General features: G+C 69.7%; 28 protein-coding genes and 1 pseudogene. 12 read left to right on the forward strand and 17 right to left on the reverse strand.

Annotated elements, in window-relative coordinates:
• Positions 1-93: 93 nt before the first annotated feature.
• Positions 94-341, reverse strand: a pseudogene (locus ACZ4QV_RS39545) (DUF5999 family protein).
• Positions 342-967: 626 nt separating this feature from the next.
• Between ACZ4QV_RS39545 and ACZ4QV_RS39550 the strand changes: the two are divergent.
• Both ACZ4QV_RS39550 and ACZ4QV_RS39555 read left to right on the forward strand, forming a co-directional pair.
• Positions 968-1,429 carry an ATP-binding protein gene (locus ACZ4QV_RS39550; RefSeq protein WP_467764232.1) on the forward strand — a complete coding sequence of 154 codons (462 nt, stop codon included), beginning with the start codon at positions 968-970 and terminating at the stop codon, positions 1,427-1,429.
• Entirely contained in the window at positions 1,422-2,486 is a 1,065-nt protein-coding gene (locus tag ACZ4QV_RS39555; RefSeq protein WP_467764233.1) for an aldo/keto reductase, read from the forward strand. Before ACZ4QV_RS39550 ends, ACZ4QV_RS39555 begins: the two co-directional genes overlap by 8 nt.
• A 36-nt stretch (positions 2,487-2,522) precedes the next feature.
• On the opposite strand, the gene ACZ4QV_RS39560 is transcribed toward ACZ4QV_RS39555, so the two are convergent.
• Both ACZ4QV_RS39560 and ACZ4QV_RS39565 read right to left on the reverse strand, forming a co-directional pair.
• Entirely contained in the window at positions 2,523-3,266 is a 744-nt protein-coding gene (locus tag ACZ4QV_RS39560; RefSeq protein ID WP_467764234.1) for a 2'-5' RNA ligase family protein, read from the reverse strand.
• Between the two features lie 31 nt (positions 3,267-3,297).
• Positions 3,298-4,716 carry a hypothetical protein gene (locus ACZ4QV_RS39565; protein WP_467764235.1) on the reverse strand — a complete coding sequence of 473 codons (1,419 nt, stop codon included), beginning with the start codon at positions 4,714-4,716 and terminating at the stop codon, positions 3,298-3,300.
• Positions 4,717-5,324: 608 nt separating this feature from the next.
• Here ACZ4QV_RS39565 and ACZ4QV_RS39570 point away from each other — a divergent pair.
• The 3 genes from ACZ4QV_RS39570 to ACZ4QV_RS39580 are packed head-to-tail and all read left to right on the forward strand — an operon-like array spanning position 5,325 to position 7,296.
• A complete protein-coding gene (locus tag ACZ4QV_RS39570; protein ID WP_467764236.1) occupies positions 5,325-6,185 on the forward strand; it encodes a helix-turn-helix domain-containing protein in 861 nt (286 codons plus the stop codon).
• Positions 6,186-6,428: a DUF397 domain-containing protein gene (locus ACZ4QV_RS39575; protein WP_467764237.1), complete on the forward strand. Its 243-nt coding sequence runs from the start codon at positions 6,186-6,188 to the stop codon at positions 6,426-6,428.
• A gap of 55 nt (positions 6,429-6,483) precedes the next feature.
• Positions 6,484-7,296 carry an SAM-dependent methyltransferase gene (locus ACZ4QV_RS39580; protein WP_467764238.1) on the forward strand — a complete coding sequence of 271 codons (813 nt, stop codon included), beginning with the start codon at positions 6,484-6,486 and terminating at the stop codon, positions 7,294-7,296.
• A gap of 342 nt (positions 7,297-7,638) precedes the next feature.
• On the opposite strand, the gene ACZ4QV_RS39585 is transcribed toward ACZ4QV_RS39580, so the two are convergent.
• The 7 genes from ACZ4QV_RS39585 to ACZ4QV_RS39615 form a co-directional block, all read right to left on the reverse strand.
• Entirely contained in the window at positions 7,639-8,052 is a 414-nt protein-coding gene (locus tag ACZ4QV_RS39585; protein ID WP_467764239.1) for an STAS domain-containing protein, read from the reverse strand.
• Positions 8,039-8,818, reverse strand: coding sequence for a hypothetical protein (locus ACZ4QV_RS39590; RefSeq protein WP_467764240.1), 780 nt, complete (start codon positions 8,816-8,818; stop codon positions 8,039-8,041). Before ACZ4QV_RS39590 ends, ACZ4QV_RS39585 begins: the two co-directional genes overlap by 14 nt.
• A 66-nt stretch (positions 8,819-8,884) precedes the next feature.
• A complete protein-coding gene (locus tag ACZ4QV_RS39595; protein WP_467764241.1) occupies positions 8,885-9,745 on the reverse strand; it encodes a DUF5753 domain-containing protein in 861 nt (286 codons plus the stop codon).
• Positions 9,742-10,668 (reverse strand): hypothetical protein, encoded by a 927-nt coding sequence (locus tag ACZ4QV_RS39600; RefSeq protein WP_467764242.1) that lies wholly within the window; start codon positions 10,666-10,668, stop codon positions 9,742-9,744. Before ACZ4QV_RS39600 ends, ACZ4QV_RS39595 begins: the two co-directional genes overlap by 4 nt.
• The gene (locus ACZ4QV_RS39605) at positions 10,665-11,525 is read right to left on the reverse strand and encodes an endonuclease/exonuclease/phosphatase family protein (protein WP_467764243.1); all 861 of its coding nucleotides are present in this window, start codon (positions 11,523-11,525) and stop codon (positions 10,665-10,667) included. The genes ACZ4QV_RS39600 and ACZ4QV_RS39605 overlap by 4 nt, the downstream gene beginning before the upstream one ends.
• Positions 11,526-11,659: 134 nt before the next feature.
• Positions 11,660-12,217: an NUDIX domain-containing protein gene (locus ACZ4QV_RS39610; RefSeq protein WP_467764244.1), complete on the reverse strand. Its 558-nt coding sequence runs from the start codon at positions 12,215-12,217 to the stop codon at positions 11,660-11,662.
• Positions 12,218-12,904: 687 nt separating this feature from the next.
• Entirely contained in the window at positions 12,905-13,393 is a 489-nt protein-coding gene (locus ACZ4QV_RS39615; protein ID WP_467764245.1) for an ATP-binding protein, read from the reverse strand.
• 469 nt (positions 13,394-13,862) lie between these two features.
• Between ACZ4QV_RS39615 and ACZ4QV_RS39620 the strand changes: the two genes are divergently transcribed.
• Positions 13,863-15,200: a hypothetical protein gene (locus ACZ4QV_RS39620; RefSeq protein ID WP_467764246.1), complete on the forward strand. Its 1,338-nt coding sequence runs from the start codon at positions 13,863-13,865 to the stop codon at positions 15,198-15,200.
• Here ACZ4QV_RS39620 and ACZ4QV_RS39625 read toward each other — a convergent pair.
• The 4 genes from ACZ4QV_RS39625 to ACZ4QV_RS39640 all read right to left on the reverse strand — a co-directional run bounded on the left by ACZ4QV_RS39625 (position 15,177) and on the right by ACZ4QV_RS39640 (position 19,736).
• Positions 15,177-16,235 (reverse strand): NAD-dependent epimerase/dehydratase family protein, encoded by a 1,059-nt coding sequence (locus ACZ4QV_RS39625; RefSeq protein ID WP_361157761.1) that lies wholly within the window; start codon positions 16,233-16,235, stop codon positions 15,177-15,179. The two genes, ACZ4QV_RS39620 and ACZ4QV_RS39625, sit on opposite strands and share 24 nt — an antisense overlap.
• 423 nt (positions 16,236-16,658) lie before the next feature.
• The gene (locus ACZ4QV_RS39630) at positions 16,659-17,690 is read right to left on the reverse strand and encodes a serine hydrolase domain-containing protein (protein ID WP_467764247.1); all 1,032 of its coding nucleotides are present in this window, start codon (positions 17,688-17,690) and stop codon (positions 16,659-16,661) included.
• A complete protein-coding gene (locus tag ACZ4QV_RS39635; protein WP_467764248.1) occupies positions 17,690-19,000 on the reverse strand; it encodes a UDP-N-acetylglucosamine 1-carboxyvinyltransferase in 1,311 nt (436 codons plus the stop codon). Before ACZ4QV_RS39635 ends, ACZ4QV_RS39630 begins: the two co-directional genes overlap by 1 nt.
• Before the next feature lie 4 nt (positions 19,001-19,004).
• The gene (locus ACZ4QV_RS39640; RefSeq protein ID WP_467764249.1) at positions 19,005-19,736 is read right to left on the reverse strand and encodes an LbetaH domain-containing protein; all 732 of its coding nucleotides are present in this window, start codon (positions 19,734-19,736) and stop codon (positions 19,005-19,007) included.
• A gap of 203 nt (positions 19,737-19,939) precedes the next feature.
• Here ACZ4QV_RS39640 and ACZ4QV_RS39645 point away from each other — a divergent pair, with 203 nt between their 5' ends.
• Positions 19,940-21,331 (forward strand): helix-turn-helix domain-containing protein, encoded by a 1,392-nt coding sequence (locus tag ACZ4QV_RS39645; RefSeq protein WP_467764250.1) that lies wholly within the window; start codon positions 19,940-19,942, stop codon positions 21,329-21,331.
• A gap of 217 nt (positions 21,332-21,548) precedes the next feature.
• Complete coding sequence (locus ACZ4QV_RS39650) at positions 21,549-21,971, forward strand: hypothetical protein (RefSeq protein ID WP_361157747.1); 423 nt, start codon at positions 21,549-21,551, stop codon at positions 21,969-21,971.
• A 47-nt stretch (positions 21,972-22,018) separates the two neighbouring features.
• Here ACZ4QV_RS39650 and ACZ4QV_RS39655 read toward each other — a convergent pair whose 3' ends face one another.
• The 3 genes from ACZ4QV_RS39655 to ACZ4QV_RS39665 form a co-directional block, all read right to left on the reverse strand.
• On the reverse strand, positions 22,019-22,243 hold the full coding sequence (locus ACZ4QV_RS39655) for a DUF397 domain-containing protein (RefSeq protein ID WP_361157744.1): 225 nt from the start codon (positions 22,241-22,243) through the stop codon (positions 22,019-22,021).
• Between the two features lie 646 nt (positions 22,244-22,889).
• The gene (locus tag ACZ4QV_RS39660; protein ID WP_467764251.1) at positions 22,890-23,105 is read right to left on the reverse strand and encodes a DUF397 domain-containing protein; all 216 of its coding nucleotides are present in this window, start codon (positions 23,103-23,105) and stop codon (positions 22,890-22,892) included.
• Positions 23,102-24,001 carry a helix-turn-helix domain-containing protein gene (locus tag ACZ4QV_RS39665; RefSeq protein WP_361157740.1) on the reverse strand — a complete coding sequence of 300 codons (900 nt, stop codon included), beginning with the start codon at positions 23,999-24,001 and terminating at the stop codon, positions 23,102-23,104. The genes ACZ4QV_RS39660 and ACZ4QV_RS39665 overlap by 4 nt, the downstream gene beginning before the upstream one ends.
• A 422-nt stretch (positions 24,002-24,423) precedes the next feature.
• Between ACZ4QV_RS39665 and ACZ4QV_RS39670 the strand changes: the two genes are divergently transcribed.
• From ACZ4QV_RS39670 to ACZ4QV_RS39685, 4 genes are all read left to right on the forward strand, one after another.
• On the forward strand, positions 24,424-25,044 hold the full coding sequence (locus ACZ4QV_RS39670) for an ATP-binding protein (RefSeq protein WP_467764257.1): 621 nt from the start codon (positions 24,424-24,426) through the stop codon (positions 25,042-25,044).
• Positions 24,930-25,196 (forward strand): hypothetical protein, encoded by a 267-nt coding sequence (locus tag ACZ4QV_RS39675; protein WP_467764258.1) that lies wholly within the window; start codon positions 24,930-24,932, stop codon positions 25,194-25,196. Before ACZ4QV_RS39670 ends, ACZ4QV_RS39675 begins: the two co-directional genes overlap by 115 nt.
• Before the next feature lie 144 nt (positions 25,197-25,340).
• The gene (locus ACZ4QV_RS39680; RefSeq protein WP_467764252.1) at positions 25,341-25,814 is read left to right on the forward strand and encodes a hypothetical protein; all 474 of its coding nucleotides are present in this window, start codon (positions 25,341-25,343) and stop codon (positions 25,812-25,814) included.
• 3 nt (positions 25,815-25,817) lie between these two features.
• Positions 25,818-26,405 carry a hypothetical protein gene (locus tag ACZ4QV_RS39685; protein ID WP_467764253.1) on the forward strand — a complete coding sequence of 196 codons (588 nt, stop codon included), beginning with the start codon at positions 25,818-25,820 and terminating at the stop codon, positions 26,403-26,405.
• Positions 26,406-26,717 lie beyond the last annotated feature (312 nt).

A 26,717-nucleotide genomic window follows, 5' to 3' on the forward strand; every position in this document is an offset into this window, starting at 1 on the left:
CCCGCCCCCCCTCGGGCGGACCGCCCGGTGTCTTCCCGGCGTGTGCTTGTGGCTGCCGGGAAGGTTTCGGCGCGGCCCTGCCTCGTCTGAACCTCACGGCAAGGCAGGGCCGCATCCCGGGAGCACCCCGGTCAGGAGGCTGCTCCTGGGAAGGTGGGCGGCTGCCACGGGGGAGGGGGCCGCCCAGGGCACGACGTCAGCACTCGTGCCCGCCCGCGCGACGACACCGTTGCACAGCCGACACACCAGCCCTGCTCCGGGTGGTGCGCCGCCAGGCGGGCGGCCTCCCGGTTAGTGCTTCCAGCCGTCGGGCACGGCGGTCGGTGCTGGCACTGCGTCATGGTCAGCCTCGTAATCAGCAAGGATTGGGGGTGCGGGCAAGCCGGGGCCCGCCGGGCTTGCCCTCGGCCGAATTCCGCGGCCAAGGGCACAGACACAGCTTGATGATTTTTGCTCGGCATCGGTACGCCATATGTCTGCCACTTCATGCCACTTCTCCGCCGACACTCCCATGGCGCACGGCAGGAACATCCCGCAGCAGACACTGATGAGACGGACAAAATGCGGAGAGGTTCGGGTGCTGCCACGCCAAGCCGATGCCACTTCACTGCCACTTCCCTCAAAGCGCTTGACAGCACAGCAAAGTGCTCAACGGCAGGCGTGCCAGGGTGGCGGTTTCATGGTCCAGCGGTCGGATGAACGACGAGGCGAACCCCTTCCACCTGCGGATTTCCGGGCCGGCACCGTCTCCTGCGAAATGCGCCGAGCGTTGCACGCTGGGCCCTTTTGATGCCGGACGCAGCGCCGTGCGCGCCGGCCAAGGCGACCGTCGGGTCTCATCTGCCATTGCGGCAAAAGGCAGGAAGTGGCAGAGGCATGACGTACTGCTGCCGGGCCGCGTCCGGCACGGTTGGGCGCGGGCCCGTCGTGGCCACGCCGCAGGGCGTCTCGACCCGAGGAGACGAGGATGTCCCTGACCATCACCGAACTGGTGCAAGAAGGAAGCCTGGGAGGCCTGCTGACAAGCTGCGATGCCTCTCTTAGGGGCCTTGAGGCTCCCCAGAAGGCGGCGCGCGCCGCCTTGCGCGACATCCTTGGAGGGCGCGGCAGCGCGGACTGGCTGGACACCGCGGTGCTCATCGCCAGCGAACTCGTCGCCAACGCCATCCAGCACACAGCCGGCCCAGTTTCGATCACGATCGGGGTGTATGAGCGAGGTCTCGCTATGGCCGTCATGGACAGAGGCACCGACATCACTGCCGTCCCCGCTCGGCCCACCAACTCCTGCGCCGACGGCGCAGAGGTGGCCGCCAGCGGGCGGGGACTCTTCATCATCGACCACCTGGCCAGTGACTGGTCAGTCGCGCCTGCGAAGGACGGAAAGATCATCAAGGCTGTGCTCGCCATACCGGCAGGCCCCGGTGCCTGACAAGAACTCCACCCGCCGCCTGAGCCAGGAACTCCGGGTCGCCCCGCTGGGGGTGAGCTGCGGCGCCGTCGGCGTCGCGGATGAACCCGCATTCGGCCCGGACAGCGCCGAGGACCAGCAGTTCCTGGACGGCCTGCGCGTCGCCGTTGAGTTGGGGGCGACCTTGTTCGACACCGCGGACTGGCACGGCCACGGCAGAGCGGAACGCCTCCTGGGCCAGATCCTGCGCGAGTACCCGAACCGCGGCCTCGTGGTGGGAAGCAAGGTGGGCCGCCTCAGGGGCTCGGCGCCGCACCCGTATGCGGACCGCCGCATCCACCACCAGCTCCAGCAGACCACGAAGAACCTGTACGTCGAGGCGGTGGACCTGTACTGCCTCGACTCCTGGGACTTCGGTCCGCAGGACTGCTACCTGCACGCCGCTGTTGCCCAGGTGCAGACGCTGCGGGAACTCGGAGAGATCAAGGCTCTCGGCCTGCAGGGCCCGTACCTGCCCTACGGTGCCTCGGCCGCATACCGAGCCGCCGCGAGCCGACGGTTCGTTCACCTGTTCCACCTGATCGAACCGGACGTCATCTGGTGCCGCTTCAACGCTCTGACGCCCAGCATCTACGTGGGCAACGAAGACCTGCTCGGCTTCACCGCACGGCACGGCGTCGGCGTAGTGCTCGCAGCCCCGCGACCGCGTGACCAGACGGCTCGCGGGCTCCGCCTGCCGGGCGGACCGACAGGCGGTGGTGAGAAAGCACGAAAAAGCCCTCACTTGCCCGAACTGGGTAACGAGGCGGGAGACGAGATGGCATCACTGGAACAGGTGGCGCTGCGCTGGTGCCTGCAGCGAGCACGGCACTGCGCCGCAGTCGTCGAATGCACCAACTCGGACCACGTCGAGCGGGCCTTCGCTCACTTGGCTCCGGCCCTGACCACCGTGGAACTCGCCCTCGTCGACGAGACGTACGACCGTGCTGGGCACCCCCCTGCCGCCGATGCCCCCGCTCGGCCGGTAACCGCGCGCGTGCGCATACCGTCTCACCGCCCCCCTACCGCAGCGCGCTGACCCGCGATCCGGCACGGGCCCGGGGCCGCATCCGTGTCACCCGTCCGTGCCCGCGCCCGCCGGCTCCTGCGGCAGGAACGTGAGGGAGCAGTGGGTCTCCCACCGGTAGGCCCTGCCCTCTCGCCGGAGTTCCACCAACTCGACGGACGTGATGTCCAAAGGGACCGGCGGAAGGCTGCGCAACGGCGCCACGGCCTGAATGACCGGGGCCGCCGGCCGTGCGCGATTGCTGTAAGCGACTCCCAGGTGGGGGCGGAAGGAGCTCGTCGGCCGCCCTCCGGGCACGGCAGCCCGGCTGCCGAGTGCGCTCAGGGAACGGTGCAGGCGGATCAGCGGTCGCCAGGGCGCGAGGCTGAACCGCACAGCACCGGGCGAGCCGGCGAGAGGATGCGCATCCACGCCAAACGCGTGGATGCGCATCTCCTGGGCCAGGGCGGTAAGGCGGTGGAGCTGCGCCGCCGGCACCTGGTCAGTGGAGCCGATGCGGCTGACGGTGACGTGCAGGCCGTCGTGGGCCACGGGGTCCATGCCCAGATGGTGCAGGGAATTTTGGCAGTGGGCGGTGTGCTGCAGCAGCTGCGGGGTGGCATTGGGGAAAGTCAGCATCCAGTAGTAGGCCCGCTGCCCGTCGCGCCACCCGGGACGATCCCAGTGGTCGCTCATGCGCTCGACGGCGCGGAAGGCCTGCCAGTCATGCTCGACGATCACGCGGCCGTCGTCGAGGTCGGCGGGGGGAGCACACGGAAACACCTCGGCATCGACGGCCAGCTCGGACGCCACGACTCTCCTTGAAAATCTGGGGCGCGCTCAGTCACCGCGAGCCGACGACGATAGGTTCAGCCTGCGGCTGCGATCGCCACGTCCGCAGTTCCTCGGCATACTCCCTCACCTGGGCCTGCTGACGCCACTTCCGGGCGCTGTGAAGGAGTTCGTTCGCCCGCTCCCACACAGACTTGATCGGTGTGGTGCTGCCGGTGCGCAGCGCCTTACGTCCCAGCGTCATCGCCTGCTCGACCTCGGGCGCTTTCTTCTGTTGGAGCAAGGCTGTGGCGACATCCAGGCTGACCAGAGCCTGGCTCCACGACGAATTGGAGCACACGACCAGATCACCGATCTGCCCGGCGTCTGCCAAGACTGCGGAGGTGTCCCCCAGCGACAGGCGCGCGGTGATGGCGTTGGCCAGGGTACGGGCGGGGGAGTAGGGCTCGAAGGAGATGCAGGAGGTCAGGCCGCCCGGAAGTGAGGCCTGCCGGCCGGAAAGCTCCAGGGCCTGGCCGATCGCCTGCTCGGCCCCGGCGCGGTCACCGAGCCGGGCCAGCGCTCGGGAACGCCCGTTGACCAGCAGCCGAATCGCCTGAGCGTTCTGCGGTGCCAGGGCGATTCCGGAGCAGGCCGCGGCATCGGCGTCCGCGTAGCGCTTTTGATAGTACAAACCGAGCGAACGCGTTCCGCTGGCCCACATCTGTACGGAGACATCACCGATCTCACCGGCCAGGGTTTCAGCTTCGGCGCAAAAGGCATCTACTACGTTGAAATCAGTGCCGGAGTTGACGGCCATGTACCCCAAAAGTCCAGCCGCCTGGGAGGCAAGCCGGAAGAGCTCGGCCCGAATGCGCGGCGTCTGCTGGCCTTCGAGCACGCTGTGCAGGGCCTGGCGGGCCAGCCGCGCTTCGCGCGCCAACTTCTGGGGCCCGCACAGCTCGTAGCGGGCCACAATACTGGCAATCTGCTTTTCCATTCTCGCCAGAAATGCGCCATCAGTATTTGAGTGGGTCAGACGGCTGATTTGTGTAATGATGGCGAACGGGTCGTCAGAGTCGGTAGATGGCGGGGAGACACCGGCCATGCCCGTACTGCCCTCGCTGAAGAACCCAGCGCGGAGCTGCTCCGCCGCAGGCCGCGGGGCGGTCGGCGCCTGTGCCGCAGACATGGGCGGTGAGATCGCGCGCAGTGCTGGGGACGGTGAGCCAAGATGCCCGGCAGCGCCCCCTCGGCCCGCCGCGGGGGTGGCTTCGGCGCCGGGGTCGAGGAACAGGCCGTCAGCCGGCTCCTGGAACAGGTGTTCCAGGACGCGGCAGGTGCACCCCCGAGGCATCTGCTTGATGTCGCCGGCCATCCAGCGGTCGAACGTGCGCAGCGCCACAGACAGCGACGCGTACTTCTCTTTTCTATCCAAAATGGCGACTTCCTTCGCGGCTCGCTCGAATTGGATAGAGAATGTCTCGTACACTGTCCAGCGATTCTGCTTTACCAATTGGCGGAACCGTGTAGGCCTTTTCATTAGCTTCCCGGTTCGGTTCGTGTGAAGAGGGTCCGAACGCCCGCCCGTACGGGCGGGGCGGTTTGGGCGGCGCCGCCGGAGCACCGGCCGCAGGTTGCGGGCAAGGGCGCGGCCCGACCGGGACGTCCGTCGAGCATCAGCGCGGGCAGTGCCCGGTCGCCGTTCGTACCGCGGTGCGCGGCCAGGGCCGGCGAAGCGGTGCGGCTCAGCCCGGCCGCACCGTGGGAGTGCTCGCCGCATGCCGCGGTGCGATGGGGCACCACCAGGCGGATGCGGGCGGCGTAGGCCCGGGCAGGCCCGGCGGCCACAGGGTCAGGCGGCGTCTGCCGGAAGTGAGCTGCCGGCGGGCGCCTTGCCGCTGCCGCGCGGTGGGGCAGGCGAAGGTGAACGCTGCCTGTTCTGCAACTCGTGATGTAGATCACGAGGTTACTATGCGCGCCGACCAACTCACTGTGCAACCGCCCGGTCTGAAATTTTCAGACCGTCTGTTGGCGATCCGGCGGCGACTGAACTAGCGTGCTCTTGAATCGAGTTGTCGTGTCGGCGAGGGGCCGGGGATGGGCGAATCGAAATCACCGAGCGCGCCGCCGTTCTGGCGCATCATCCTCGGCAGGAGACTGGCTGACCTGCGTGAGCAGGCCCGCATGTCCCAGGAGGACGCCGGCAAGATCCTGGACGTAGCGATGGCAACCGTCCGCCGGATGGAACGGGGCGAGGTCGGCCTCAAACCGCTCTACGTCCGGGCGCTGCTGCAGGTCTACGGCCTGCCCGCATCCGAAGTCGACGCGTTCATGGAGCTGGTCGAGCAGGCGAACACGCCTGGCTGGTGGCACCGCTACCGGGACGCCGTACCGGCATGGTTCAGCCCCTACGTGGCACTGGAAGATGCCGCGAGCCTGATCCGGATCTACGAACCTCACTACATCCCGGGGCTTTTGCAGACGGAGGACTACGCCCGTTGCGTGCTCCGCGCGGGCCAGCATCGAAGTGACGAGGAGCTCGAACGGAAGGTCGTCGTGCGCGTCAAGCGGCAAGAGCTGCTGTGCCGGGAGGACGCGCCCACGCTGTGGGTCCTGATGGAAGAGAGCGCCCTGTACCGCCCCGTCGGGGGGCCGGAGGTCATGCGCGCTCAGATCCAGCGAGTCCTGGACGTCTCACAGCAGCCGAACGTCCGGGTCCAGATTCTGCCGCTCGGCATCGGAGCCCACCCCGGCACTTTCGGCCCCTTCACCTACCTGCGGTTCCCGGCCCGCGAGCTGCCGGACACCGTCCACGTCGATGCCCTGACCGGCGGGGAGTTCAAGGACCGGGAAGATGATGTCGCCCGCTACCTGGAAACCCTGGACCACATGACGGTCCAGGCAGCCAGAATCGACCCCTCCCGCGAAATGCTGAAACACGCCCTCAAGAAGGACTAAATGGACAAGGACATAGTCATCCGCAACGGCATGCCCGCCAGCGACCTCGGCACCGAGGGCTGGCACAAGCCGTGGAGCGGGCCCAACGGCGGCACCTGCGTGGGCGTCATGCCCCTCCCGGGCGGCCAGGTCGCCCTCACCCAGACCGCGGACACCCAGAGCCCCGCCCTCGTCTACTCCAAAGAGGAATGGCGCGTCTTCATCGAGGCCGTCAAGGCCGGCCAGGCCGACTTCCTCCTGTAACTCCCCACCTGCCCGCCCACCGGCGCACCCCGCCCCGCACACCGACGGACCACCCATGACGATCCTTGGGCAGCCTGCCCGTGACATCGACACGAGCAAGGCCCACCCCGCCCGGCTCTACGACCACTACCTCGGCGGCAAGGACAACTACGAGGTCGATCGGGAAGCGGCCAAGAAGGTCTTGGCCATCAACCCGCACATGCCGACCGTCGCCCGAACCAACCGTGCCTTCATGCACCGCAGCACCCGCTGGCTCGCCACCGAAGCCGGCATCCGGCAGTTCCTCGACATCGGCACCGGCATCCCCACCCAGCCCAACCTCCACCAGATCGCCCAGGAAGCCGCGCCCGACGCACACATCGTGTACGTCGACAACGACCCGATCGTCCTGTGCCACGCCGAAGCGCTGATGACCAGCACGAAAGAAGGCCGCACCGCATACCTGCACGCCGACGTCACCGACCCCCAGAGCATCGTCGGCGAAGAAGGCCTTGCCACGGTCCTCGACTTCCGCCGGCCCGTCGCGCTCTCCCTCAACGCCTTGCTGCACTTCGTGCCCGATGACAAGGGCCCGTACGAGATCGTCCAAAGCCTCATGGACAGCCTCGCCCCGGGCAGCTACCTGGTGCTCTCCCACTGCACCGGAGACTTCGACGCGCAGACGTGGAAGAAACTCGTCGACGTCTACGCGGAACAGGGCATCAGGTCCCAAGTCAGGTCCCGGGAGGAAGCGCTCCGATTCTTCGACGGCCTCGAGCTCCTCGCCCCCGGTGTGGAGGTGGCGCACCGCTGGATGCCGGACCAGCCCACCAGCGGCCTCACGGACGCCGAGGTCTCGCTGTACGCCGGGGTGGCGCTGAAGCGGTAAGAGAAGGTCACCCGGAGCATCGGAGAGGCAAGGGCTTCGCGCCTTCGGCAGCGCGGCCCTGCGCCCTTTGCCCGTCCCGGGGGCTGGCAGGTTGCCCTGATCTAGCACTAGTCAGCGAGCGTGGCCGTCATGACGGCCACGCTCGCTGCGCTCGACGCACTAGGCTCGTGGGTATCGCGGAGCCGCGCCTCCGCAAGATCGACGAGGTCGCCCGCGCTTCCGCCGCAGGAGGTCAGATGCGGGCCTCGCCGACTGGCACCCGGTCCCGTCCAGCTGGCCGCCAGCAGCCCTTGCGCCAGCGGACCTGCCATGGCGCTGAGGACTCTCCGGGCGAGGTGTTCCTCAGTCTGCCTGGCCGTGGTGCGGCGCAGCGGCAATTGCCTCGTTCAGATGCTCGTGCACGGGCATGACGCGCGAGAGGCCGGCGATGCGAAAGATTTTGCGGAGCATCCCGTCAGGAGCGTCGACCACATGGATGCCGTGCCCCGATGCCTGGATCTTCCTCAGGGCGCCGATGAGCACGCCAAGGCAAGTCGAATCGAAGAATTCCATGGCGCGGCGTTGGCTGTCCACGACGACGATCAGGTTGCCCCGTGCGTTCGCCGCCAGCGGCCACAGCACCTCACGGAGCGTCGGCGCGCTGTAGACGTCGAAGTCGCCTTGTAGGCCGACCACCGTGTGCGGTCCGTGCTGAGTGTGCGTCACCTTGAAAGTGCTCTTGTCGATGATGTGCACCCCGTTTTCAGGAGCGGTCATGCGCAGGCCCTCCTTGGCGACGGTCGACGGCGGTGTGGACAGTGTGGGCGAGGGTGCGGGCGGAGCTGGAAGTGAGGCGGCCGAGGCGGAAGCGGTTCGGGCGGTCGCAGGTGCAGCATGCGGGCTCGGCCGTGATGTCCAGGCTTACGCCGGTCGTCTCCTCCAGGGCCGCGGTGAGGAGCACGGTGAGCTGGGGCAGGTGTTCCCAGTCGTCGCAGTCGGGCATCGCGCCCTCGCTCGGGTCCAGCAGGTCGAGCAGAGCGAATGCGAGGGTCGCCTCGATGCCGCCCAGCTCCACGCACGGCTCCGCCGGGTACGGATCGGCCGGGCCGGCCAGACCTTTGCACACCGAGACCGGGAGCTGGGGGAGCCCCGCCGCGCCCAGGGCGCAGCGCAGGGCGTGGGCGGCTGCGTACGGTTCGGGGAGGTGCTCGAGGATGAAGGCGGCCAGGTGGTGAGCGTCGGCCGGGCGGCGCAGCCAGAACGTGGCCAGCGGGTCGGTCAGCTGGTCGGCGTCGACGGTGACCTCGGCGGGGATGCGCTGCTGGGCCAGCGTCTGAACCAGCGCGGCCCCGGCCTCGTCGGCCGACAGTGCTCGCAGGTTCGGTGCGAATCCGAGCGCGGCGTCGTGCAGCAGGAAGGTGGCCCGGAAGGCGGTGTCGCTGGTGCGCCGGCATTGGGGTGGGGCGCCGGCGGCTTGGAGGGCCTGGCTGAGCGTGGTGAGCGCCGGAGCTATGTCGTCCGGCGCCGGGTGGGCGCGGGGCATGGACGTCCTTGTTGCGTGGGGCGGTGTCCGGCCGGACAGGGGAGGCATGTCCGGCCGGACACCGGGTCAGCGGCCGGTGGGCGGGGAGCCGGGAAGCATCTGGCGAAGGCGCTGTTCTTCGTGGCGCTGCCGGTGCTCCTGGAGCAGGCCGCGGCTGTCTTCGGGGCAGGCTGCGGCGGAGGTGGCGTTGTCGAGGACCTGGCGGAGCGAGGCGCAGGCGGCGGGTGGCCCGGAGATGTACAGGGGGTCTTGGTCGCCGTCGGCGTACAGGTGGTGGCCGTGTGGGGGGAGCGTCATCTCGCGCAGGGCGCGCGGCGGAAACCCTTGGTGCTGCGGGAGGATGCGGATGTCCAGCCGGTCGTCGTCGGCCAGCTGCTGCAGGAGGCAGATCTGTTCGGCCATTACGGCTGGGCTGCCGATCTCGGTCCGCAGTACGGCCTCGTCCAGCACCAAGGTGATGTGCTGGGGGTGGTCGGGCGGCGGCAGGCGCGGTTCGGGTGAGCCCAGCTCGATGGCATGTCGGGGCAGCGCGGTGGCCAGGGCCTCGGCGTAGGCCGGGGTCTGCACGATGCCGGGGAGCGTCAGCGGGGCACAGATGCGCAGTGTGCGCGCGGTGCGTTCGCAGGCGGCCAGCCGCGCGGCCCAGCCGGGCGCCGCGTCGGTCAGACGATGCGGGTGTGGGGAGGGGGCAAGAAGCGCCTGGGCGGGGTTGATGGCGGAGGGGGTGACGCCGAGGAGCGAGAGCAAGGCGGTGAATGGCCCAGGCGGGGGCGCCGGCCGGCTGCCGGGGTCGGTGATCCAGTCGCTGTCGCGGCCCAGGCAGCCGGCCAGGTGGTCCACGTCGACGGCGTTCGCGGTGCACAGGGCCCGGAGGTAGGCGCCGAGCAGCAGATGAGCGGCCGGTGCGGGGGCGGGGTTGGTGGTCATCGGTCTTCCTCGGAGCAGCAGCAGTAGGTGAGCAGCACGGCGAGCGGGGTCGCGGTGGCGACGGCGATGGGCACGAGCCAGGGCAGCCCGACCGCCAGGTCCCCGAGGTGTCCCATGCGGCTAGGCAGGGGTCTCACACGGTGCGGGCGGGGCGGGGGAGCGGGCGGCTGGTGCCACAGCAGGCGGGTGAGGTGCGGGCCGGTGACGGTGAGATGGGCGCGTACGTCCGTGATCACCGGCTCGGCCGCACCCTCCTTGCTCCGCAGGTGCCACCGGCGGGTGCCGTCAGGGAGCGCCCAGTTACCCGTCGCGCGGGGTATCAGCGGCTTGAGCGGGTGCAGGCAGGCCGCCGCCGTGCGGTAGGTGCGGGCCAGCGTGTCGTGTGTGCGTTCCCGGCCCTGTTCACGGGCGAACGCCCGCAGGGCTTGGCCGGTCAGCAGTGCGCAGCAGCACGAGCTGGTCCGCAGCAGGTATCGCCAGACCGCGTCCCGGCCCTGGGCCGCGGGCGGGGACGTGCTGGACAGCCACGCGGTCGTATCGAGCGGCGGCCGGCCGGTCGGGCGGCGGCAGAACGCGGCGGCGTGGCCTGCCTGGTACTCCAGGATCCGGCGACGGGCTGCGTCGATGGCTATCGCGTGGCACAGGTGGCTGTCCTTACGGGCCGTCTCCGAGCCGCGCACGACGAAGCCTGTCGGGCCATACGCCCACCGGTCGCGGTTGGCCAGGTCAGCCAGTATCGGCCGACGGAACAGGCGAGCGAGCCAGGGCTCGACGCGGTGGGCCACCGCCACCGCGGCCACGGCGCTGTCGCTGACCTGGGCCTGGAACGCGCGGGCTCGGGACAGCGGCGGGTGGCAGGAGTCCGTCGGGGCGGCGAAGACACTCGTGGCGGGGCGCCGCGGGCGGGAGCGGGGGGTGTTCATCGCAGGCGCGCCGAGTCGAGTGTGACCACCACCGGCAGGTGGTGGGACAGCCGCTGGGTCGTCTCGTTGTCGATCACCGTGTACGACTCCAGCGCCGGGGCCAGGTCCGGCGACAGCAGGATGTGGTCGGTGCGGTGGTCGGTCTCCTCGCGGCGGCCGGTCTGCTGCTGGATCCAGTAGCCGGCGGTGCGCGGCGCCTTCATGCCCAGTTTGGCCGGCGGGTCCACGAAACCGGCGTGGAGCAAGGCGGCCATGGCCCGCTGGTCCAACCCGGCGTAGGTGCCGTCCTCGCGCATCAGCCGCAGCCGGGCGTGCTGGTGAGGCGGAATGATCGACCAGATCCGGGAGTGCTGGTCGTCGCCGATGCCGGTCATACCCATATCCCCCATGCACAGGGCGTACCGGCGTGACATGCGCCCCCGCCCCCAGCCCTTTTCGGCGTACGGTGTCAGCCGCGTCACCTCACACTGCCGGGTCTGCGGAGACTGGTGGTCAAGATGCGCGTGCACTACATCGAGCGTCTCGAAGTCGTCGCTGGTGAAGGTGAGCAGCGCCGCACCATGGGTGAACGTGCCGCGTGGCAGGTCGGCGTTGTAGCCGATCAGCTTCAGGCGAGGGGGCCGGTAGAGGGTTACCAGGGGGAAGCCGGTTCGAGACGGCGTGAACCGGGCCTGCATGTCCAGTCGGTTCGCCACGTGCAGCATGTCGTCGAACCCATTGGCGTCCCAGTCCGTGGTCTCTTGGAGGCACAGGAGGTCCACCTCCAGAGCCTTGAGCATCGCGAGTTGGTCCCCCAGGCGGTCGCCCCCGCCGTCCAACGTGTTGTAGGTCGCGACCCGAAGTGGCGCGGAAGGCATGATCGGTCCTTTGCGGGAGAAGTACGTGGTGGTCAGCATCCGGGGCCGGCCCGGAGGGAGAGGGAGACGGGCAGTACCACAGCCGCGTTGCGTCCGGCATGTCGTGCGGGCAGGTGCCGGAAGCCGCGAAACCGTCACGAGCATGGAGCGTCCCACCAGCCCAGCCGCAGCCCGCAGCACAACATCCGGGTCCGGCCGCGCCAACGCTGAGCGACCTTCACGGCCTCCCGGATGCGCGCAGCCTGGTAGTCCTGGCAGTAGTCATCCAGATCGGCCGGCCGCACCCAGGCCCAGCCGTCCAGCTCGGCCAGTTCGCCGGTGCCGGGCGGCGCGGGCAAAACGAACTGGGTGCCGCGCCGGACGAAACCGAAGTCGAAGACGAAGTTGTAACCGGGGGCCCGCTGCGTCTCCTGCTTGCCGCGAATGTAGTCGACGATCAGCAGACGACCGGGGGGCCGGGTCCGGCCGACCTCCTCCAGCACCTCCCGCTCGGCAGCCTCCCACACCGGCTCGCCCTCCCGGGCCGCGCCGCCGGGCAACTGCCAGCTGTGCTCGGGTGCGTCGCCATAGGTCGGCCGGACCAGCAGCACCTTGACGCCGACCCGGTGCAGCGGCCAGCGCCGGCGCTGACGGATCAACGCCAGCCCGCTCGCCCGCAGCCGGTAGCCGGCAGACGCACTGTCCTTGTGCATGGATCTCCTCGGATCATGATCAGTGAACGCGGGACGAGACCGCCGAGCGCACCGTGAGTGCTGAGGCCGGACGCTCACTTCCGCCCCGCCCCGGCACCGAACCGGACTGCGTACACCGGCCGGGTGCTGCTCCCAGAGGCCAACTGCTGGGAGCAGCACCCCACGGCGCAGCGCCGCCGCCGGCGGATACGGACGGCGCTGCTGATCTCCCCGGGCCCCGTCGCACCGACGGGCGACGGCGGCATCAGCCCGGGGAGAACACAGGACGGTCACACGTCCGTGGCCGTCCCGGGCAAGGGAGCTGTCCACCGCGCCCGCATATGCAGCCGCACACGCGGGGGTGGCGGGCGTTGGCTTCCCGCACCGCAGCAGTCAGCCCCACCAGGCGCTCCACCGAGTCGGTCAGGGCCCTGCGAGGTATGGCACGGCATCCCGCCGACACCTTGACCGCACCAAGGAACGCGCGGATCTGCTCTCGCTCCGGTGCGTCATCCGGCTGCGCGCCGAGGCAGGCCGCCGTGTAGGTGCCCAGCTTGGTCAGCGACCCGCGGAGGCCGGCATCCGTGGCCGACCATGCATTCGGGGTCTTACGCCACAGCTTCGGCCGGCAAGCGAGACCGAGGGCGTCACCGATCCGCACGGGGCCGAAACCGGCCGGTGAGCTCGAAACACGGACGGCATGGCACATCATGCGCACCCTGCCGATGCCCGTCGGGACGGGAGAGGTGCAGGTAGCAGAGCAGTGCTCTCCTTACCTCCGGGATGTGTCACGACTTGCAGGTGGCCCCCGCGCCCGGTAGCCAGAGCCCTGGCCATGTCCCAGCCGCGGCCGTTCTGTTCCTTGGGACCAGCGCGTCCGGGCCGCGGGGGCTGCGGCGACTGGTCCGAGATGCTGATCGAAAGCGCGCCGGCGGAGTAGCCGACCTGGACGACGACCTGGCCCCGGCCGTGCACCACGGCATTGGTCAACACCTCGGCCAGCAGCAGCGTGACCTCATAGGAGAAATCATCCGGGAGGCCCCACACCGACAGACGACCCTGAACAGTTCGCCGCACGCGTGACACCTTCTGCAACGCCTGCGCCGGGGCCCTCTCGCCGAGGCCTCTATCGATCGCCTCCTCCAGCGGCGGGCAGATCGCTCTTCTCGGCTGCTGCTCTCGGTAGACGCTGGTCATCTGCGGGTCTCCAGAATCTGACAGTGCGTGTCAGCCACGGCAGTGCGGGTGGGTGATGGAGAGTCGGGTCGAAGAACAGGCAGCATGACCCGGTCAGAGGAACGCTTGAGCGGGTGCCAGCCGCCAGCTGACTTCCTTGCGGTGAGCTGCCTCGGCGGAAGGGGCACGACGGTTGCGAGCGGCAAAATCTCTGGACGCTACGGGGCTGCCTGGCCCGGTGCGTCCTTCACTTGGCAAGTACGCGATACAGCCACTCCACACCGGACCAAGGGGTGAATAGGATCCCGCCCGATCTCCGGCACGGCCATATCACGCGGGTAGCACTTCACCACTCATTGCAGCGCCATATGTGCACGGAGATGCCACCTGGGTGCCACTTGGCGCCAACCGGTTGTGTTCTGGGGACAGTAGGGGAAAGTGACGTGGACGACGGTCGGCTTCGCGTCCCGTCGAGCCGAGAGGAGTGCGCGTGGCCACCCAAGAAGTTCCCACCCTGTTCAAGCGTCTGGTGGACGACGCCCACCAGACCTACGAGATGTTCGCGCAGGAGTACCAAAAGGCCGCACGGGAAGTCGCAGCCGTACGCCGTGAGCGCAGCATTGCCACGGCCACCATCTCCGAGAACACCTTCCGGCGCTGGACAACGGGCCGGATGCAGACCCTGCCGCATCCGCCCGCGCCCCTGATCCTGGAGCACATGTACGGGCGCCCGGCACGAGCCTTGTTCCAACCAGCTCCTGCAGCATCAGGCCAGGCCCCCGCTGTACTTACGCTCGAAGAAAGCGAGATCGACATGACCGCTCGCGACGCTGCCGCCCACGCGGAGGACGCCGCCTCTCTCACGGTGCCGGACATATCATTGGACCGGCTTCACGACGCGATCCTCGACATCGCGCGCACCTACAGCAGCACCTCCCCGCCCGAAGTGCATCGCAAGGCCAAGGAACTCCTCCTCGACGCCCAGGACAAACTCGAACGCACCCAGGTGCCCCGTCAACGCGAGTACCTTTACCTCACCGCTGGCCAGGCCGCCGCCATGCTCTCCGGGGTCTGCTTCGACCTCGGTGCTCTGCAGGCAGCCGTTCAGCACTCCCGCACAGCCGCCCTCTACGGCCAAATCATCGAACACGGACCGCTCCAGGCGTACGCCCACGGCGCCCTCGCCTTCCTCGCCTACTGGAGCGGACGCCCCGCCGCCGCCCTGACACGCGTACGCACCGCGCAGAACTTCGGAGGCCTCGGCGCCATCGCCCGCTCCCGTCTCGCCGCGATCGAAGCCCGCGCCCATGCCCACCTCGGTGACTGCGAACAAGCCGTCCGCGCCATACGACGCGCCCTGGATGACCGCCACACGGGCCGCGATGAACTGCATGACGACATCGGCGGCGAGTTCGGGTTCACCCCCGAGCGTCTCGCCATGAGCAATGCCACCACCTTCCTGCTCATCGGCGATGCCGCCGGAGCCGAAGAAGCCGCCACCCACGCCCTGCACCTGCTCGACGAGCACACGGACGGCACCCGCCCGATGCTCATCTCCTCACAAGCCTCAACCGACCTCGCACGCGCCCGCCTCCTGCGCCGTGAACTCGACGGCGCCTGCGAAGCCCTGGGACCCGTCTTCGACGTTCCGCGCGACTGGCGCAGCGTCGGCGTCCTCGAACGTCTCGCCGCGACCCGCGCTCAACTCACCCACCCTGACTTCCGTACCACCGCTCAAGCGGCCGACCTCGGTGAGCGCATTGAGGACTTCACCGCCGTGTCCATCGCACGCCAACTGAGCGGATCACATCTCGCCCTCGAAACGTGACATCCGGCCATCGAACACCTTCAACAACCGCTGTTCCTTACCCGCATCAAGGCCGTGCTCGGCAGCCCGAGAGTGCGCCACCGCCACACCGCCTTCACGTAGCCATTGCCACGTCGCGCCCACCGTCTGCGCAAGCGGCCGGCACACCAGCCCGGCCGCTTGCGCCCGCTGTGAGGCGATATTCCACACCCCCGCGTGTGTTCGCCACAACGGAAGCTCCGTCCACTGCTCCACGCCCTCTTCGAGCAGGAAAGCGTCCGGCACCCAGCACAGCGTGCCGCGGCATCCGGTCACCTCACGACACGCCTCCAGCAGACCACCCATCGTCTCGCGCCCCACCGGGGCCACTACGTTGTAGGCCCCGCCCGCCGAAGCCGCTGCCTGATCCAGGGCGAAGACCGCCACGTCGCGCACATCCACCGGCTGAATGCTCTTGGCCGGATCTCCCGGTGCCAGAATGCGGCCACCCCGTTCCGCCCGGCGCAGCCACCACGGCAGACGCCCCACGTATTCGCCCGGCCCCAAGATGACGCCCGGACGCAGCAGCACCGACCGATTCTCCCCGAACACCTCCAGCACCGCCCGCTCGGCTCCGGCCTTCTGCCGCCCGTAATACCAGTCCGGACCCTGCCATCCCTCAGGCAGCCGTCCGTACTCGGCATCCGCATCCGGCGGTCCGTCCAGCAGCTCAGACATCTCTGTCAACGGAGCGTCCGGCCAGTCGCGGTAGGCATTGACCGTCGAGACGTACACGTACCGTTCAGCCACTGCCTGAAGGGCACGGGCGCCAGCCAAGACGTCGCGCGGTGGCAGCTCCGAAGACGACGTATCCACCACCGCCTCCCACGGGCCGTACCTTGCCAGAGCCGCCAAGTCCTTCGGATCCGTCCGGTCACCGTGCACCGCTCGCACCCCCGGTACACCCGAGCCCGAGCGCCCGCGGTTGAAGGTGCTCACCTCCCACCCGCGGCGCAGCGCCTCCTCGGCAACCGCTCGGCCCAGAAACCACGTCCCGCCCATGATGAGAATACGCATGAACAAATGGTGCATCCCGACGGCTTCCGTCGGTACTCCGCCGTGTAAACGCTGGCGCAGCCCGGTTGGGCCGGTGCCGCACCCTCCAACGACTACCCAATGCCACTTCGCCTGTGCAACGTCACACTCGGCCATGATCACCTCCGGCAGAGCATTCTTGCCTCGCGACCACTCCTGCTTCGCCTCATCCGGCGCCTGCAAGAAGAGGGCAGGAAACCCCGGCGGCGGAGGACGAAGATCGCCGCTCGGCGGCGCTGCGACGGCGAGATACGCACGACGGCGACGCACATGCACTGGACTGCGCTGGCGGATCTTGTAGGTCCCTAGCTCGGGGGCGGTGTGGTGAGCAGCCGGTCGGCGGGGCTGCCCAGGCGCAGGGTGGTGTGGTCGGCCAGCAGTTCACCCACCGGGGCCCTCCCGGGGTCAGATGGCGGCGATGGTCTTGAGGGCGAGGGATCGCAGGGGTGCGATGCGGGTGCGGGCGGCGCCGTGGTAGACCGCGTTGGTGCAGATGACCAGGTAGCGGCCGGTGTCAGGGGCAAGATAGAGGCTGGTGCCGGTGAAGCCGTGGTGGTAGGCGATGCCGCCGCCGTCGGCCAGCACCCAGGACAGGCCGCGGTCAAGGCCCGGCTCGATCGGGGCGTGCGGGCCCAGGCTGGCCCGCAGCCAGCCGCTCAGCGCGCCGCCGTCCTGGTAGGCGATGATCAGGGCTTGCGCGTAGGCGGCGAGGTCGCCGGGGGTGGAGAAGACGCCTGCGTGTCCGGCGATGCCGCCCATCAGGGCGGCGTTGTCGTCGTGGGCGGCGCCCCAGATCCGCGGGGCGCCGGGCAGGCGCTGTTCGGTCGGGGCGACGTTCCGGGACCGGGTGACGGGGCCGTAGCAGGTGCGGTGCATGCCCAGGCCGGTCCACAATTCGCGGCCGAGCATGTCCAGGGGTGCCTGGTGGAGGTGGGCCAGGGCCAGGCCGAGCAGGATGTAGCCGCGGTTGATGTACCGGTGCGCGCCCGGCTCGGTCTCCAGCGGTTCGCGCAGCAGAAGTTCGTGCAGCGGGGTGTTGGTGCCGCGGTAGTGGTCCAGGCGGGTGGAGGCGCGCAGGCCGGAGGTGTGGGTGAGCAGCTGCCGGATGGTCGGGGCGCCGCTGGGGGCCTCTCCGGAGATCGGCGGCAGCGCGGTGCGTACCGGCTCGTCCAGCTTGAGGAGCCCGGCGTCGAGGGCGCGGCCGGTCAGGGACCAGGTGGCGACGACCTTGGTCAGGGAGGCGATGTCGTAGACCGTCTCGGCGGTGGGGGGTGCGTCGCCGCATTCGGGGGCGACGGTGCCGGCCGTCAGGACGCGCTGCTGGCCGTCGGTGGTGCCGCAGATGACGACGCCGCCGGGGCTGGCGCCGTCGTCGACGACGGCGGTCAGGGTCTCGTGCAGGCGGGCGGTGTCGGCGGCGGGGAACGGTACGGGCATCAGGGTGCCTCTTCCGTGGTCTGGGTGATGTCGGCTCCCAGCGTGGCGAGGTGGGTCAGCAGGTGGCCGTAGCCGCGCCGGAGATGGAAGGTTCCCCGGATCGTAGAGGTGCCGTCGGCGGCGAGGGCGGCGATCAGCAGCGCGGTCACCGCACGGATGTCCCCGGCAGCCACCTGCGCCCCTCGCAGGCGCACGGGCCCGTGGACGCGAATGGCCGGGCCGCGGGAGGTGAGGTCGGCGCCGAAGGCGCGCAGTCCCGCACAGTGGGTGTCGCGGCGGGGGTACACCCGTTCGGTGATCAGCGAGGTGCCCTGGGCCTGGGTGAGCAGGGCGGCGAGTTGGGGTGCGGTGTCGGTCGGCACACCGGGGTGCGGTCCGGTGGCGATCTGCGCGGCGCGCAGGCTGTGGTGGTGCGCGCGGAGGGCGCCGTCCGCGCCGTCGGCGACCTTGAGGCCGGCGGCGGCGAAGACCTCGGTGAGCCCCTGGGGGAGATCTGTGGTGCTGATGCCGTCGAGGGTGATGCTGCCGCCGGTGGCCGCGGCCATCATGATCATGGTGGCGGCCTCGATGCGGTCACCGGCCACCGCGAACGTCCCTCCGGCGATCCAGTCATTGCCGGTGACGTGCAGGCCGCCCTGATCGGCGTCGACGGTGGCGCCGCGCTCGGCGAGGAAGCGGGCGGTCTCGGTGACTTCGGGCTCGATGGACGGGTGAGTGATCCGGCTGGTGCCCGGCGTGCGGGCGGCGAGCAGCAGGGCGGTCACCGTGGCGCCGAGGCTGGGCCCGTACGGTGTGGCCACATCGACGGTGAACGGGTGCAGCCGCCCGCGCGGTGCGCGGGCGTGGAGGCCGGTGGCGTCGGCGGTGACGCGGGCGCCGGCGGCCTGCATGGCGGCCAGGTGCCGGTCGATCAGGCGCGGGCAGAAGGCGTCGCCGCCCGGGTAGGGGAAGACGACCTGTCCGGCGCGGGCCAGGACGGCGGCGGCCAGGACGGCGGTGGTGCGCACGCGGCGGCCCAGGTCGGCGTCGATGACCGGGCGAACCGTCGTGACCGGGCCCACGGTGAACCGGCCCTTCTCGGCGGTGGTGGCGGCTCCGGTGCGGGTGAGGATCTCGGCGCACACGTGGGTGTCGATGATGTCCGGCGCGGCGGTGAGGCAGACGGGGGTGTCGGCCAGGAGAGCCGCCGCGTACAGGTGCAGGGCGACGTTCTTGCTGCCCTGCACCGGGATCCGGCCGGACAGCGTCCGGCCGCCGGTCACGCGCAGAACGGCGGTGTCATCGATCGCGGAGACAGAGGTCAAGGTCATCGTGTCACCGGACCCGGGAGTCAGCGGGCAGAAAGCCGCCGACGTGGTCGCGCGGGTAGATGACGGTGCGGGGGCCGATGAGCGTGCCCGGGGCCAGGACGGTTCCGGCGGGCAGGGCCACCTCGTCGCCGATGACGGCGCCGAACTTCGTCTGTCCGGTGCCGGTGCGCTGCCCGCCGAGGGTGACCGTGATTTCGTCCAGGGCCGGTTCGGCGACCGGTCCGCGGTCGCACCGCAGTGCGGTGGTGGAGCAGAACGATCCGATGTTGACGCGCCGCCCGATGACCGAGTCGCCGATGAAGCTGGGGTGCTTCATGAAGACGTGCCCGGCCAGCAGACTGCGGGTGACCTCTGCGCCGAAGCCGATGCGGCAGCCGGGGCCGATGAGGCTGTGGTCGCGCACCAGGGCACCTGCGGCGACGACGGCACCGGCGCCCACCACGACCGGGCCGATGACCTGGGCGCCTGCCTCGATGCGCGCACCCGGTTGTACGGTGACCGGCCCGTGGACCAAGGCGCCGTCCTCGATGTGACCGCCTTCCTGAGCCAAGGGGTGTGCGCGGTCGAGGGTGTAGAGGAGGGTGGTCATGGCGGCCTTGATGGCGAAGACGGTGCGGCACTGAGCCAGCAGGTCGGCGAGGACCGTCGGCAGATCGTCGGTGTGGAAGAAGTACGAGGGGGCGAGGCGGGCGTCGGCGGCCGGCGTCGCGGGCGCTGTGGAGAACAAGGGCTGCACCAGTTCCTCCTGGGTTCGCGGGGCGGCCTGCCGGGTGCCGGCCGGCCGCACGTCCACGTCACCGCAGGGGGGAAGCTGACGGCAGGGGCACTGTCGGGAGATGCAACCCCGTTTGCATCCGATGCAAACGGGTCTGGCCACACCGGCTGGGTATCTCTACGGCGACAGCGCGGCCTCGGCTCACGAAGCGGACGGGGTGTGTGATGACCGGTACCTCAGATCCTGCCTTTCCAGCTTGCTCACCCGGGGAGTTGGTACGCCGGGCCCGCAAAGAGAAGGGATGGACGCTCGCCCACCTCGGGCAGCTCACCGGATACTCCACGGCCCAGGTCTCCCGCTATGAGCGCGGTATCTCCCCCATGACCGATGTGGCCGTGCTCCGGTGCTTCGCCCACGCCCTCGACATCCCCCTGAAGTCCTTCGGCCTCGCCGCTCGCGCACCTGTGGCCGAGGTGCGACACGGCCCGGTAGTCGGGCCGATCTCGGCGTACCCCCGCCTTCCCGCTCATAAGGTGGGCAGCCCCCGGCAGGAGGACGGTGAAACAGCAGTGCGGCGAAGGAAGTTGCTTGCGAATCTGGCGGTCACGGCCGCCGCAGCCGCCGGTGCCCCGCTCCTGAGCGGCGACAAGGGCACCACCAGCGAGGCAGCTGTGGGGGAGACCCTCGTCAGCCGCCTGCGGGATGCGATGCTTGGTCTGGGCAGTCGGCTCCCCGATATGCGGCCCGAGACTTTGGGCTGGGAACTGTCCCACGCACTGACTGACTTCCACACATGCCAGTACACCAGCCTCGCCGTCCGCCTCCCCCGGCTCCTGCAGGCCGGACATGCGCTGACGAGCAGCAGCGACAGCCCCGAGCCTGCGCTGCTGCTCGCCCAGAGTTACACCCTGGCCACCCGCATGCTCATCAAGCTCGACGAGCAGCAGCTCGGCTGGATGGCCGCCGACCGCGCCCGCCAGCTCGCCACTGCTGCCAACGACCCGCTCGCGGTCGCAGAGGCCGCCCGCAACCTCGCGGTCCTGGGCCGCAAGGCCCACTGGCACGACGCGGCGCTTTCCATCGCCCTGGATGCCGCCGACGATCCTGCCCTCCGCACCGCCGGACGGCGGGGCGCTGCTCAGCGCGGCTTGCTCATCCAGTGCGCGGCCTACACCGCTGCCCGCAACGGCGATCGCGACGGCATGCGCGACCTGACGGCCGAGGCCGCCTCCATCGCCGACGCTCTCGGAGGCACCACCCTACTTCGCGATCACGGCGGGGGCTTTGGCCCCGTCACCGTCCAGCTTCACCTGATCTCCGCGGAAAACTCCGTCGGCGACCCTGCAGCTGCGCTCGCCGCTGCCCGCGCCCTCTCGCCCAAGGCCCTCCCCAGCCAAGAGCGGCGCTCGCGCTACTACACGGATGTCGCCACCGCTCTCGCTCACCGCGGTCGCCGTGACGAATGCGTACGAGCCCTGCTGACCGCCGAACAAGCAGCGCCGGAAGAGACGCACGCGCGCCCCGCTGTGAAGTCTCTCATCTCCGGGCTGCTGGTCTCCGGGCGCACCACGTCCGAACTGCGTGGGCTTGCTGCTCGCTCCGGCCTGTTGACCTGATATGCCCGCTGGGCGCTGAATGCCGATTCGCGCGCCCGTTCGCACCGCGTGCGCGCCCAGCTGTGCAGCCTGTGCCCCTACACCGTGGGACGCGACACGTCCCGGCCGGTGCGCGAGGTCCGCGGTAGGAGCCGCGAACTGCTGCCGAGCTGAAAGGGCCCCGTTGAATGACGACATTCGCGGTCACCGGCCACACGGACATCACCCTGGGCACTGCGTGAGCTGTGAGCTGCTGGCCCCCTACGCCGGCACCGGCCTCGTCGGCGTCTCGTGCGTGGCACGCGGAGCCGACAGCGTTTTCGCCGGCGCTGTACTGGAAGCCGGCGGCAGCTTGTGCGTCGTCCTGCCCTGCCGCGATTACCGGCAGGACAAGGTCAAGCTCGACCACGCGCCCACCTTTGACCGCCTGCTCGACGCCGCAGGGGAAGTCGTGGTCATTCCGCACAGCACGGCGAACCGCGAAGTGTACGCGGCCGTCAACCGCGCGCTCTTGGAACGGGCGGACCGGCTGGTCGCCGTCTGGGACGGCACCCCGCCCTCGGGGAAAGGGGGCGGTACTGCGGACACCGCGAATGACGCATGCCGGGCCGGCCTGCCGCTGGACATCGTGTGTCCAGCTGGCGCCAAGCGCGGTCAGTGAAGCGGAACTTCCCAGGTCGGGCGGCCCCTTCCGGCGTGCGTGCTTCTTCAGCCTGGTGTGTGCCAGTGGCCCGTGCGGCATCCGGCGACGAAGTCGGCGAAAGCGGACCGGGAGAGCACCAGGGGCTGACGGTCTACGCACTTCGAGTCCCGTACCGTGACCCTCTCGTGGGATGCGGTGATCTCCAGACACTCGTTGTCCGCCGCGCTGTAAGTGCTCTTTCGCCAGGTGATGCCAGTGGTCTGTCCGGTAAGCAGATCGAGGGTGTTCATCGGGTTCACTCCTTACTCTTGTTGAACACGACCGCAGCGACGCCCCGGTGTTGCTGCGGCCCGGCGGGCCGGTTGCGCGAGGCCGCCGGCCGGGCCGGTGTTGTACGCGACCGTACGCCGACAGAGGGCTGGCGGTGTAGTGCGCGCATCGTGCACAGCGAGGACCTGTCCGACCGGGCAAGTCTTTCGCCGTATCGACCAGGCCTGACCGTCTGGCGTGGAGAGAGCAAGTTCAAATGACGGCGCAATCGAGTTGCCGACGTGCATCGCGCGTAGTCCAGCGCCACTGCTGCCAGGGCTGTCGCCTCATACCCAGAGCGCTTGCCCAGAGGTGTCACGCCCGGGTAGGTACCCGGTTGTCGATCGCCACCGCGACGGGATCCCCTTGTTCGTGGTGGACACCGCTGAGGACCTGGGCTGTGGCGTAGCAGCCCTGAGAGGCCGTGGCCCAGTCGGCGTAGGTGATCCGTTCTTCAAGGTCCTCGCTGTCCGGCCTCGTCGGGTGCGTGTCATAGCAGTGGCACGAGGGCCTGCCTCATAGGGTGGCGCGGCTGGAGTGCGGGGGAGATGAACGCAGAGCGGCCCTCCTCTCTTCGCCAGAGGAGGGCCGTTGCTTTCCGGGTGAGGGCTGCGCCCTCGGTTTACATCAGCGAACGATGAACTCCACGAATGCTGACCATGTGGCCGACCGGACGCGCAGGGCAGGGCCATCCTTGACCTTAGAGTCTCGGATGCCCACCTCAGCGGTCAGGGGCGCAATCTCGACACAGTTTCCGTTGTCCTGCGTGCTGTAGGACGACTTGATCCACGTCGTCTCGGGAGCCAGCTCGGTCGCACGGGGGTGGGTGTGAATGCTCGTCATCTCCACAGTTTCCGTTCAAGTTCGTGCAGGATGCGCGGCGTCTCCAAGGGGCCAGGCGCCGCTTTGGCCATGGCACTGAAGTGCCGCTGGTACTGCCACACGTCCGTCTCCTTCGACCACATGGTCGAAGCCTTGTAGCTGTCGCTCTGGATCACTGGGCCGAGTGCATCGAACTCCAGCATCGTGAAGCTCCAGGCAGCACGGTACGTGGGCAGGCTTTCGGGGATGATCTGGACCTCTACGTTCTCCAGCTCGTTGAGACGGATGATCTCTTCGTACTGAGCACGCATGACCTCGGGCGAGCCGATTACCGTGCGCAGTGTGTTCTCCGTCAGGATGATGTGCAGCTCGGCGCCATTGGGAGCTTCGATCTTCTTCTTCCGCTCCATGCGCACTCGGACGCCGTGCTCGACAAACTCTGTCGTGCGTTCTTCCACTATCTTTGCTGAGTTCAACTGGGATCGGGCATACGGCTCGGTCTGGAGCAGCCCAGCGACCACGGTGTTCTCGTACCCGCAGATGCGCTTGGCGTCGCGCTCCAGCCCGAAGAACAGCGGCCCGCCGGATGGCAGGATGTGGCGGTAGCACGTCCATGGTTCTGTGCTGAGGGAGCCACGCTGCATCGCCAGCAGGGTCTCCCTGTCGTCGGGGTCCGTGATCTTGTAGCGGTCCATCAAACGCTCAAGATCGGCGAGCTTCGGCAACGGGATGTCGCCCTTTTCGACTCGGCTGAGCTTGGTCCGCGAGAAGCCGAGGGCTTCTGAGACCGCCTCGGCGGTCTCGCCCGTCCGCTCTCGCAGTGTCCTCAGTTCCGTGCCCAGGATGACGCGCAGGTACGTCGGCCCACGTCGTGCTGCCACCTGACCCCCAATCCGCTGTCTGTCCGAGAAACGCATGGTTCTGTCCACCGGGTTGAGGGGCCTGTCCGCCAAACCGGGTGTGCAGTCCGGAGTTTCGCACGCCCTGCCCAGCAGAAGGCACCCCCTGTCCGGTAACTGGCATGTGCCAATTTACGCGCGATCGCGCTTTCGCTTGCACGTTAACTTTCCCATACGCGAACGTAGTTGTGGTCCGAGACGGAGAACCGGATGCGGCCCTTCGCGCCCCTCCGGGAAGGCTGCCTTCGGCCGTGACGCACGGCGCCGGGGCAGGGCCCACCTGCCCGACTCCGAAATTACAAGCGCGTACAGATCGGCAGAGCCACCCGTTGCGCCATCAGCCAGGAGGCCAGACGATGACCGAGACGTTGAGGGACGGCTCACCCGACGCGGCTTTCCCCCGCGGCTACGTTCGAGAGCGGCCCCTCGACTTCATGGCAATGAGGCATCAGCCCACCGGGCACGCGGCCGGCACGCCTCCGCTGCCTCGGGTGGACGCCAACGAGGTTCGGGACCTGCGCCATGCCGCAACCGCGCAGCTTCGTCGGTGGGCCCTCCGTGAGGAGGTGGTCGCGACCGCGAACTACGTGATCGGCGAGCTGGTCGCCAACGCGTTCTTGCACGGGGACGTGCCGGGCCGCGATGTCGTCCTGACCCTCTCGCTGTACGAGTCGGCGATCGACGTGGCGGTGGCGGACGGGTGCCCGCGGATGCCGGGTCTGCCGCACGCGTCCGCAGATCGCCAGGACGCCTGTGAGAGCGGGCGGGGGCTGCTGCTCGTACGCAACGAGTCATCTCATCTCGGGGGCACGTGGTGCTTCACCCGGTGGAGCACCGGCAAGGTGGTCACCTGCACCCTGCCCCGCGAGCCTGTCGGCGACCACCGCGAACGGGTGCCCGGTTCTACGACACTGCGCGGATCTCCGAAGCTCTGGTCTACCTGGGGATGCCCGGCCTCTACTACGCCGACCCGGACAGCTGGCACGGGGCGCGCAAGGTGGTGTGGGCGTCGTGGGCCAGGCTCACCCCCTTCGCGGAGCGCCGCTGCGGGGACCTGCTGAAGGTGGACCCCGCGCGCTTGGAGATCCGCGCCTTCCTCGACTGGGCCCGCCGGCTGCGCGCCGCCGAGGCTGTCACGACACCTCACCTGATCGCCGTTGTTGCGCGACTGCTGGACCTGGCCGATGCCGCCTCGCGCCGCAGGCCGCAATGAGCCCGACCCGTTTCGCCCGCCGCCCGGACACCCCGTGAGCTACGGGCGCCCCCGTTGTCTGACCAGAGCCCTCTCATATCCGCGGCCTGACGCCCCTTCATGGCGCCGCCGCCCCGGCCGCGCCCGACTTGTAACGGAGACCCGATGCCCCCGCCCCCCGCTCGCTGCCCGCGGCTCTTTTACCACGCCGTGCTGCTGAACCCGCTCGACCAGGTGCTGGGCCTCCACGCCGTCGGTGACCCCGACGGCCTGTACAAGCTGCCGGGCGTCGTGCCCAACCACAACGGGTGGGTGGGGCTGGCAACCGCCGTCAGGTTCGCCACCGGGTTGGAGGTGGCGATGGGCCGGCAGCTCGCCACCGACCTGACCCCCGCCGACCCGCAGACCGCAACCCCCGCCTACCGGCACCGGGTGCGCTCCTGCGGTCTGGTGCCACAGAACCACCACATCACCTTGGGCCGCGGCCTGGACCACCACCGATGGCTGGCCGCCGACGAGGTGGCCGCGTACTGCGGCCCCGCCGCCCCCCTGATCCTGCACGCCCTCGACGTGCGGCTCAGCGGGAAGAAGTACGACCCGCGTGACGTGTCATCCCTCAACTCGCGCACGAAGGCGTAAGCGATGCCGCTGCCGACCTATGACGACCTTGACGCGGAGGCCCCGAAGCCGCCGCCCCCGCCGTGCTACCGCACCGGCCCGGCAAGGGCCGATCACCGTCAGGCCCTCAAGGCGCTGGTGCAGGCGCGCACGGAGTGGATGCGCTGCCGGGGGCCCGAGACCGAACCCGTCGAACCGCCGGCGCTCAGCGCCCTGCGCAACAGCCCCCGCGGAGCGGCGCAGGCGCGGGTCGTGTACGAGGGGACGATGCTGCGCGGCGCCGCCGTCACCTCGATCGCCTCCACGGTCGACACCCGGCGGCTCCAGATCGCCGACGGCGATTCCCTGTGGCTGCACGCCCTGCACACCGACCCCCGCGCCGACGACCCGGCCGGCCGCTGGATGACGTGGTGGCTCGGCCAGCACTACCACCCGCGCCTGAACTACATCTGTGCGACGAGGAACTGCGGCCACGTGATGGAGCTGCACGCCACCGGCAACCAGGCGCCCCCCCTCCTGCTGCTCCGCCGTACCCGGGCCGCGCCCCGCCTGGCGGGCGTCATCGCGAGCGACCTGTTGCCGCTGAGCGATGAAGTGCGCCTCGACTGCTGAGGTGCAACGCTTTCCGCGCGGGGCTGGCCTCCCCTTCACCGCGCGGGAAGGGCGCGGAGTTTCCTCCGCGTCCCGGGGCGCCGCAAACGGCAGCGGCTCCCCGCCCTGGCCGGCCCCCGCGGGTCTCCCGGCCAGGGCCCGGCGTGACGCGTTGAGGGTCGCGTCACGCCGGGGCCGGGGGGGGGGGGGGGGGGGCCCCCCCCCCCCCCCCCCCCCCCCCCCCCCCCCGGGACACCCCCCACAACCCCCCCCCCGGGCACCCCCAGTGCACCGCCAGGTGCGCCCCCCCCGCCCCCCGCGCCCCGCCCGCCC

The sequence above is a fragment of the Streptomyces sp. NPDC026394 genome (assembly GCF_055567735.1).

Excerpts from the sequence above, each read along its gene's own strand:
- ACZ4QV_RS39595 (WP_467764241.1), bottom strand. The coding sequence starts at position 9,745 with ATGACCACCAACCCCGCCCCCGCACCGGCCGCTCATCTGCTGCTCGGC.
- ACZ4QV_RS39670 (WP_467764257.1), top strand. The coding sequence starts at position 24,424 with ATGAGGCATCAGCCCACCGGGCACGCGGCCGGCACGCCTCCGCTGCCT.
- ACZ4QV_RS39645 (WP_467764250.1), top strand. The coding sequence starts at position 19,940 with ATGACCGGTACCTCAGATCCTGCCTTTCCAGCTTGCTCACCCGGGGAG.
- ACZ4QV_RS39550 (WP_467764232.1), top strand. The coding sequence starts at position 968 with ATGTCCCTGACCATCACCGAACTGGTGCAAGAAGGAAGCCTGGGAGGC.
- ACZ4QV_RS39675 (WP_467764258.1), top strand. The coding sequence starts at position 24,930 with ATGCCCGGCCTCTACTACGCCGACCCGGACAGCTGGCACGGGGCGCGC.
- ACZ4QV_RS39585 (WP_467764239.1), bottom strand. The coding sequence starts at position 8,052 with ATGACCGCTCCTGAAAACGGGGTGCACATCATCGACAAGAGCACTTTC.
- ACZ4QV_RS39660 (WP_467764251.1), bottom strand. The coding sequence starts at position 23,105 with ATGACGAGCATTCACACCCACCCCCGTGCGACCGAGCTGGCTCCCGAG.
- ACZ4QV_RS39630 (WP_467764247.1), bottom strand. The coding sequence starts at position 17,690 with ATGCCCGTACCGTTCCCCGCCGCCGACACCGCCCGCCTGCACGAGACC.
- ACZ4QV_RS39615 (WP_467764245.1), bottom strand. The coding sequence starts at position 13,393 with ATGACCAGCGTCTACCGAGAGCAGCAGCCGAGAAGAGCGATCTGCCCG.
- ACZ4QV_RS39575 (WP_467764237.1), top strand. The coding sequence starts at position 6,186 with ATGGACAAGGACATAGTCATCCGCAACGGCATGCCCGCCAGCGACCTC.
- ACZ4QV_RS39570 (WP_467764236.1), top strand. The coding sequence starts at position 5,325 with ATGGGCGAATCGAAATCACCGAGCGCGCCGCCGTTCTGGCGCATCATC.
- ACZ4QV_RS39635 (WP_467764248.1), bottom strand. The coding sequence starts at position 19,000 with ATGACCTTGACCTCTGTCTCCGCGATCGATGACACCGCCGTTCTGCGC.
- ACZ4QV_RS39610 (WP_467764244.1), bottom strand. The coding sequence starts at position 12,217 with ATGCACAAGGACAGTGCGTCTGCCGGCTACCGGCTGCGGGCGAGCGGG.
- ACZ4QV_RS39600 (WP_467764242.1), bottom strand. The coding sequence starts at position 10,668 with ATGAACACCCCCCGCTCCCGCCCGCGGCGCCCCGCCACGAGTGTCTTC.
- ACZ4QV_RS39590 (WP_467764240.1), bottom strand. The coding sequence starts at position 8,818 with ATGCCCCGCGCCCACCCGGCGCCGGACGACATAGCTCCGGCGCTCACC.
- ACZ4QV_RS39685 (WP_467764253.1), top strand. The coding sequence starts at position 25,818 with ATGCCGCTGCCGACCTATGACGACCTTGACGCGGAGGCCCCGAAGCCG.
- ACZ4QV_RS39580 (WP_467764238.1), top strand. The coding sequence starts at position 6,484 with ATGACGATCCTTGGGCAGCCTGCCCGTGACATCGACACGAGCAAGGCC.
- ACZ4QV_RS39655 (WP_361157744.1), bottom strand. The coding sequence starts at position 22,243 with ATGAACACCCTCGATCTGCTTACCGGACAGACCACTGGCATCACCTGG.
- ACZ4QV_RS39625 (WP_361157761.1), bottom strand. The coding sequence starts at position 16,235 with ATGCGTATTCTCATCATGGGCGGGACGTGGTTTCTGGGCCGAGCGGTT.
- ACZ4QV_RS39680 (WP_467764252.1), top strand. The coding sequence starts at position 25,341 with ATGCCCCCGCCCCCCGCTCGCTGCCCGCGGCTCTTTTACCACGCCGTG.
- ACZ4QV_RS39665 (WP_361157740.1), bottom strand. The coding sequence starts at position 24,001 with ATGCGTTTCTCGGACAGACAGCGGATTGGGGGTCAGGTGGCAGCACGA.
- ACZ4QV_RS39605 (WP_467764243.1), bottom strand. The coding sequence starts at position 11,525 with ATGCCTTCCGCGCCACTTCGGGTCGCGACCTACAACACGTTGGACGGC.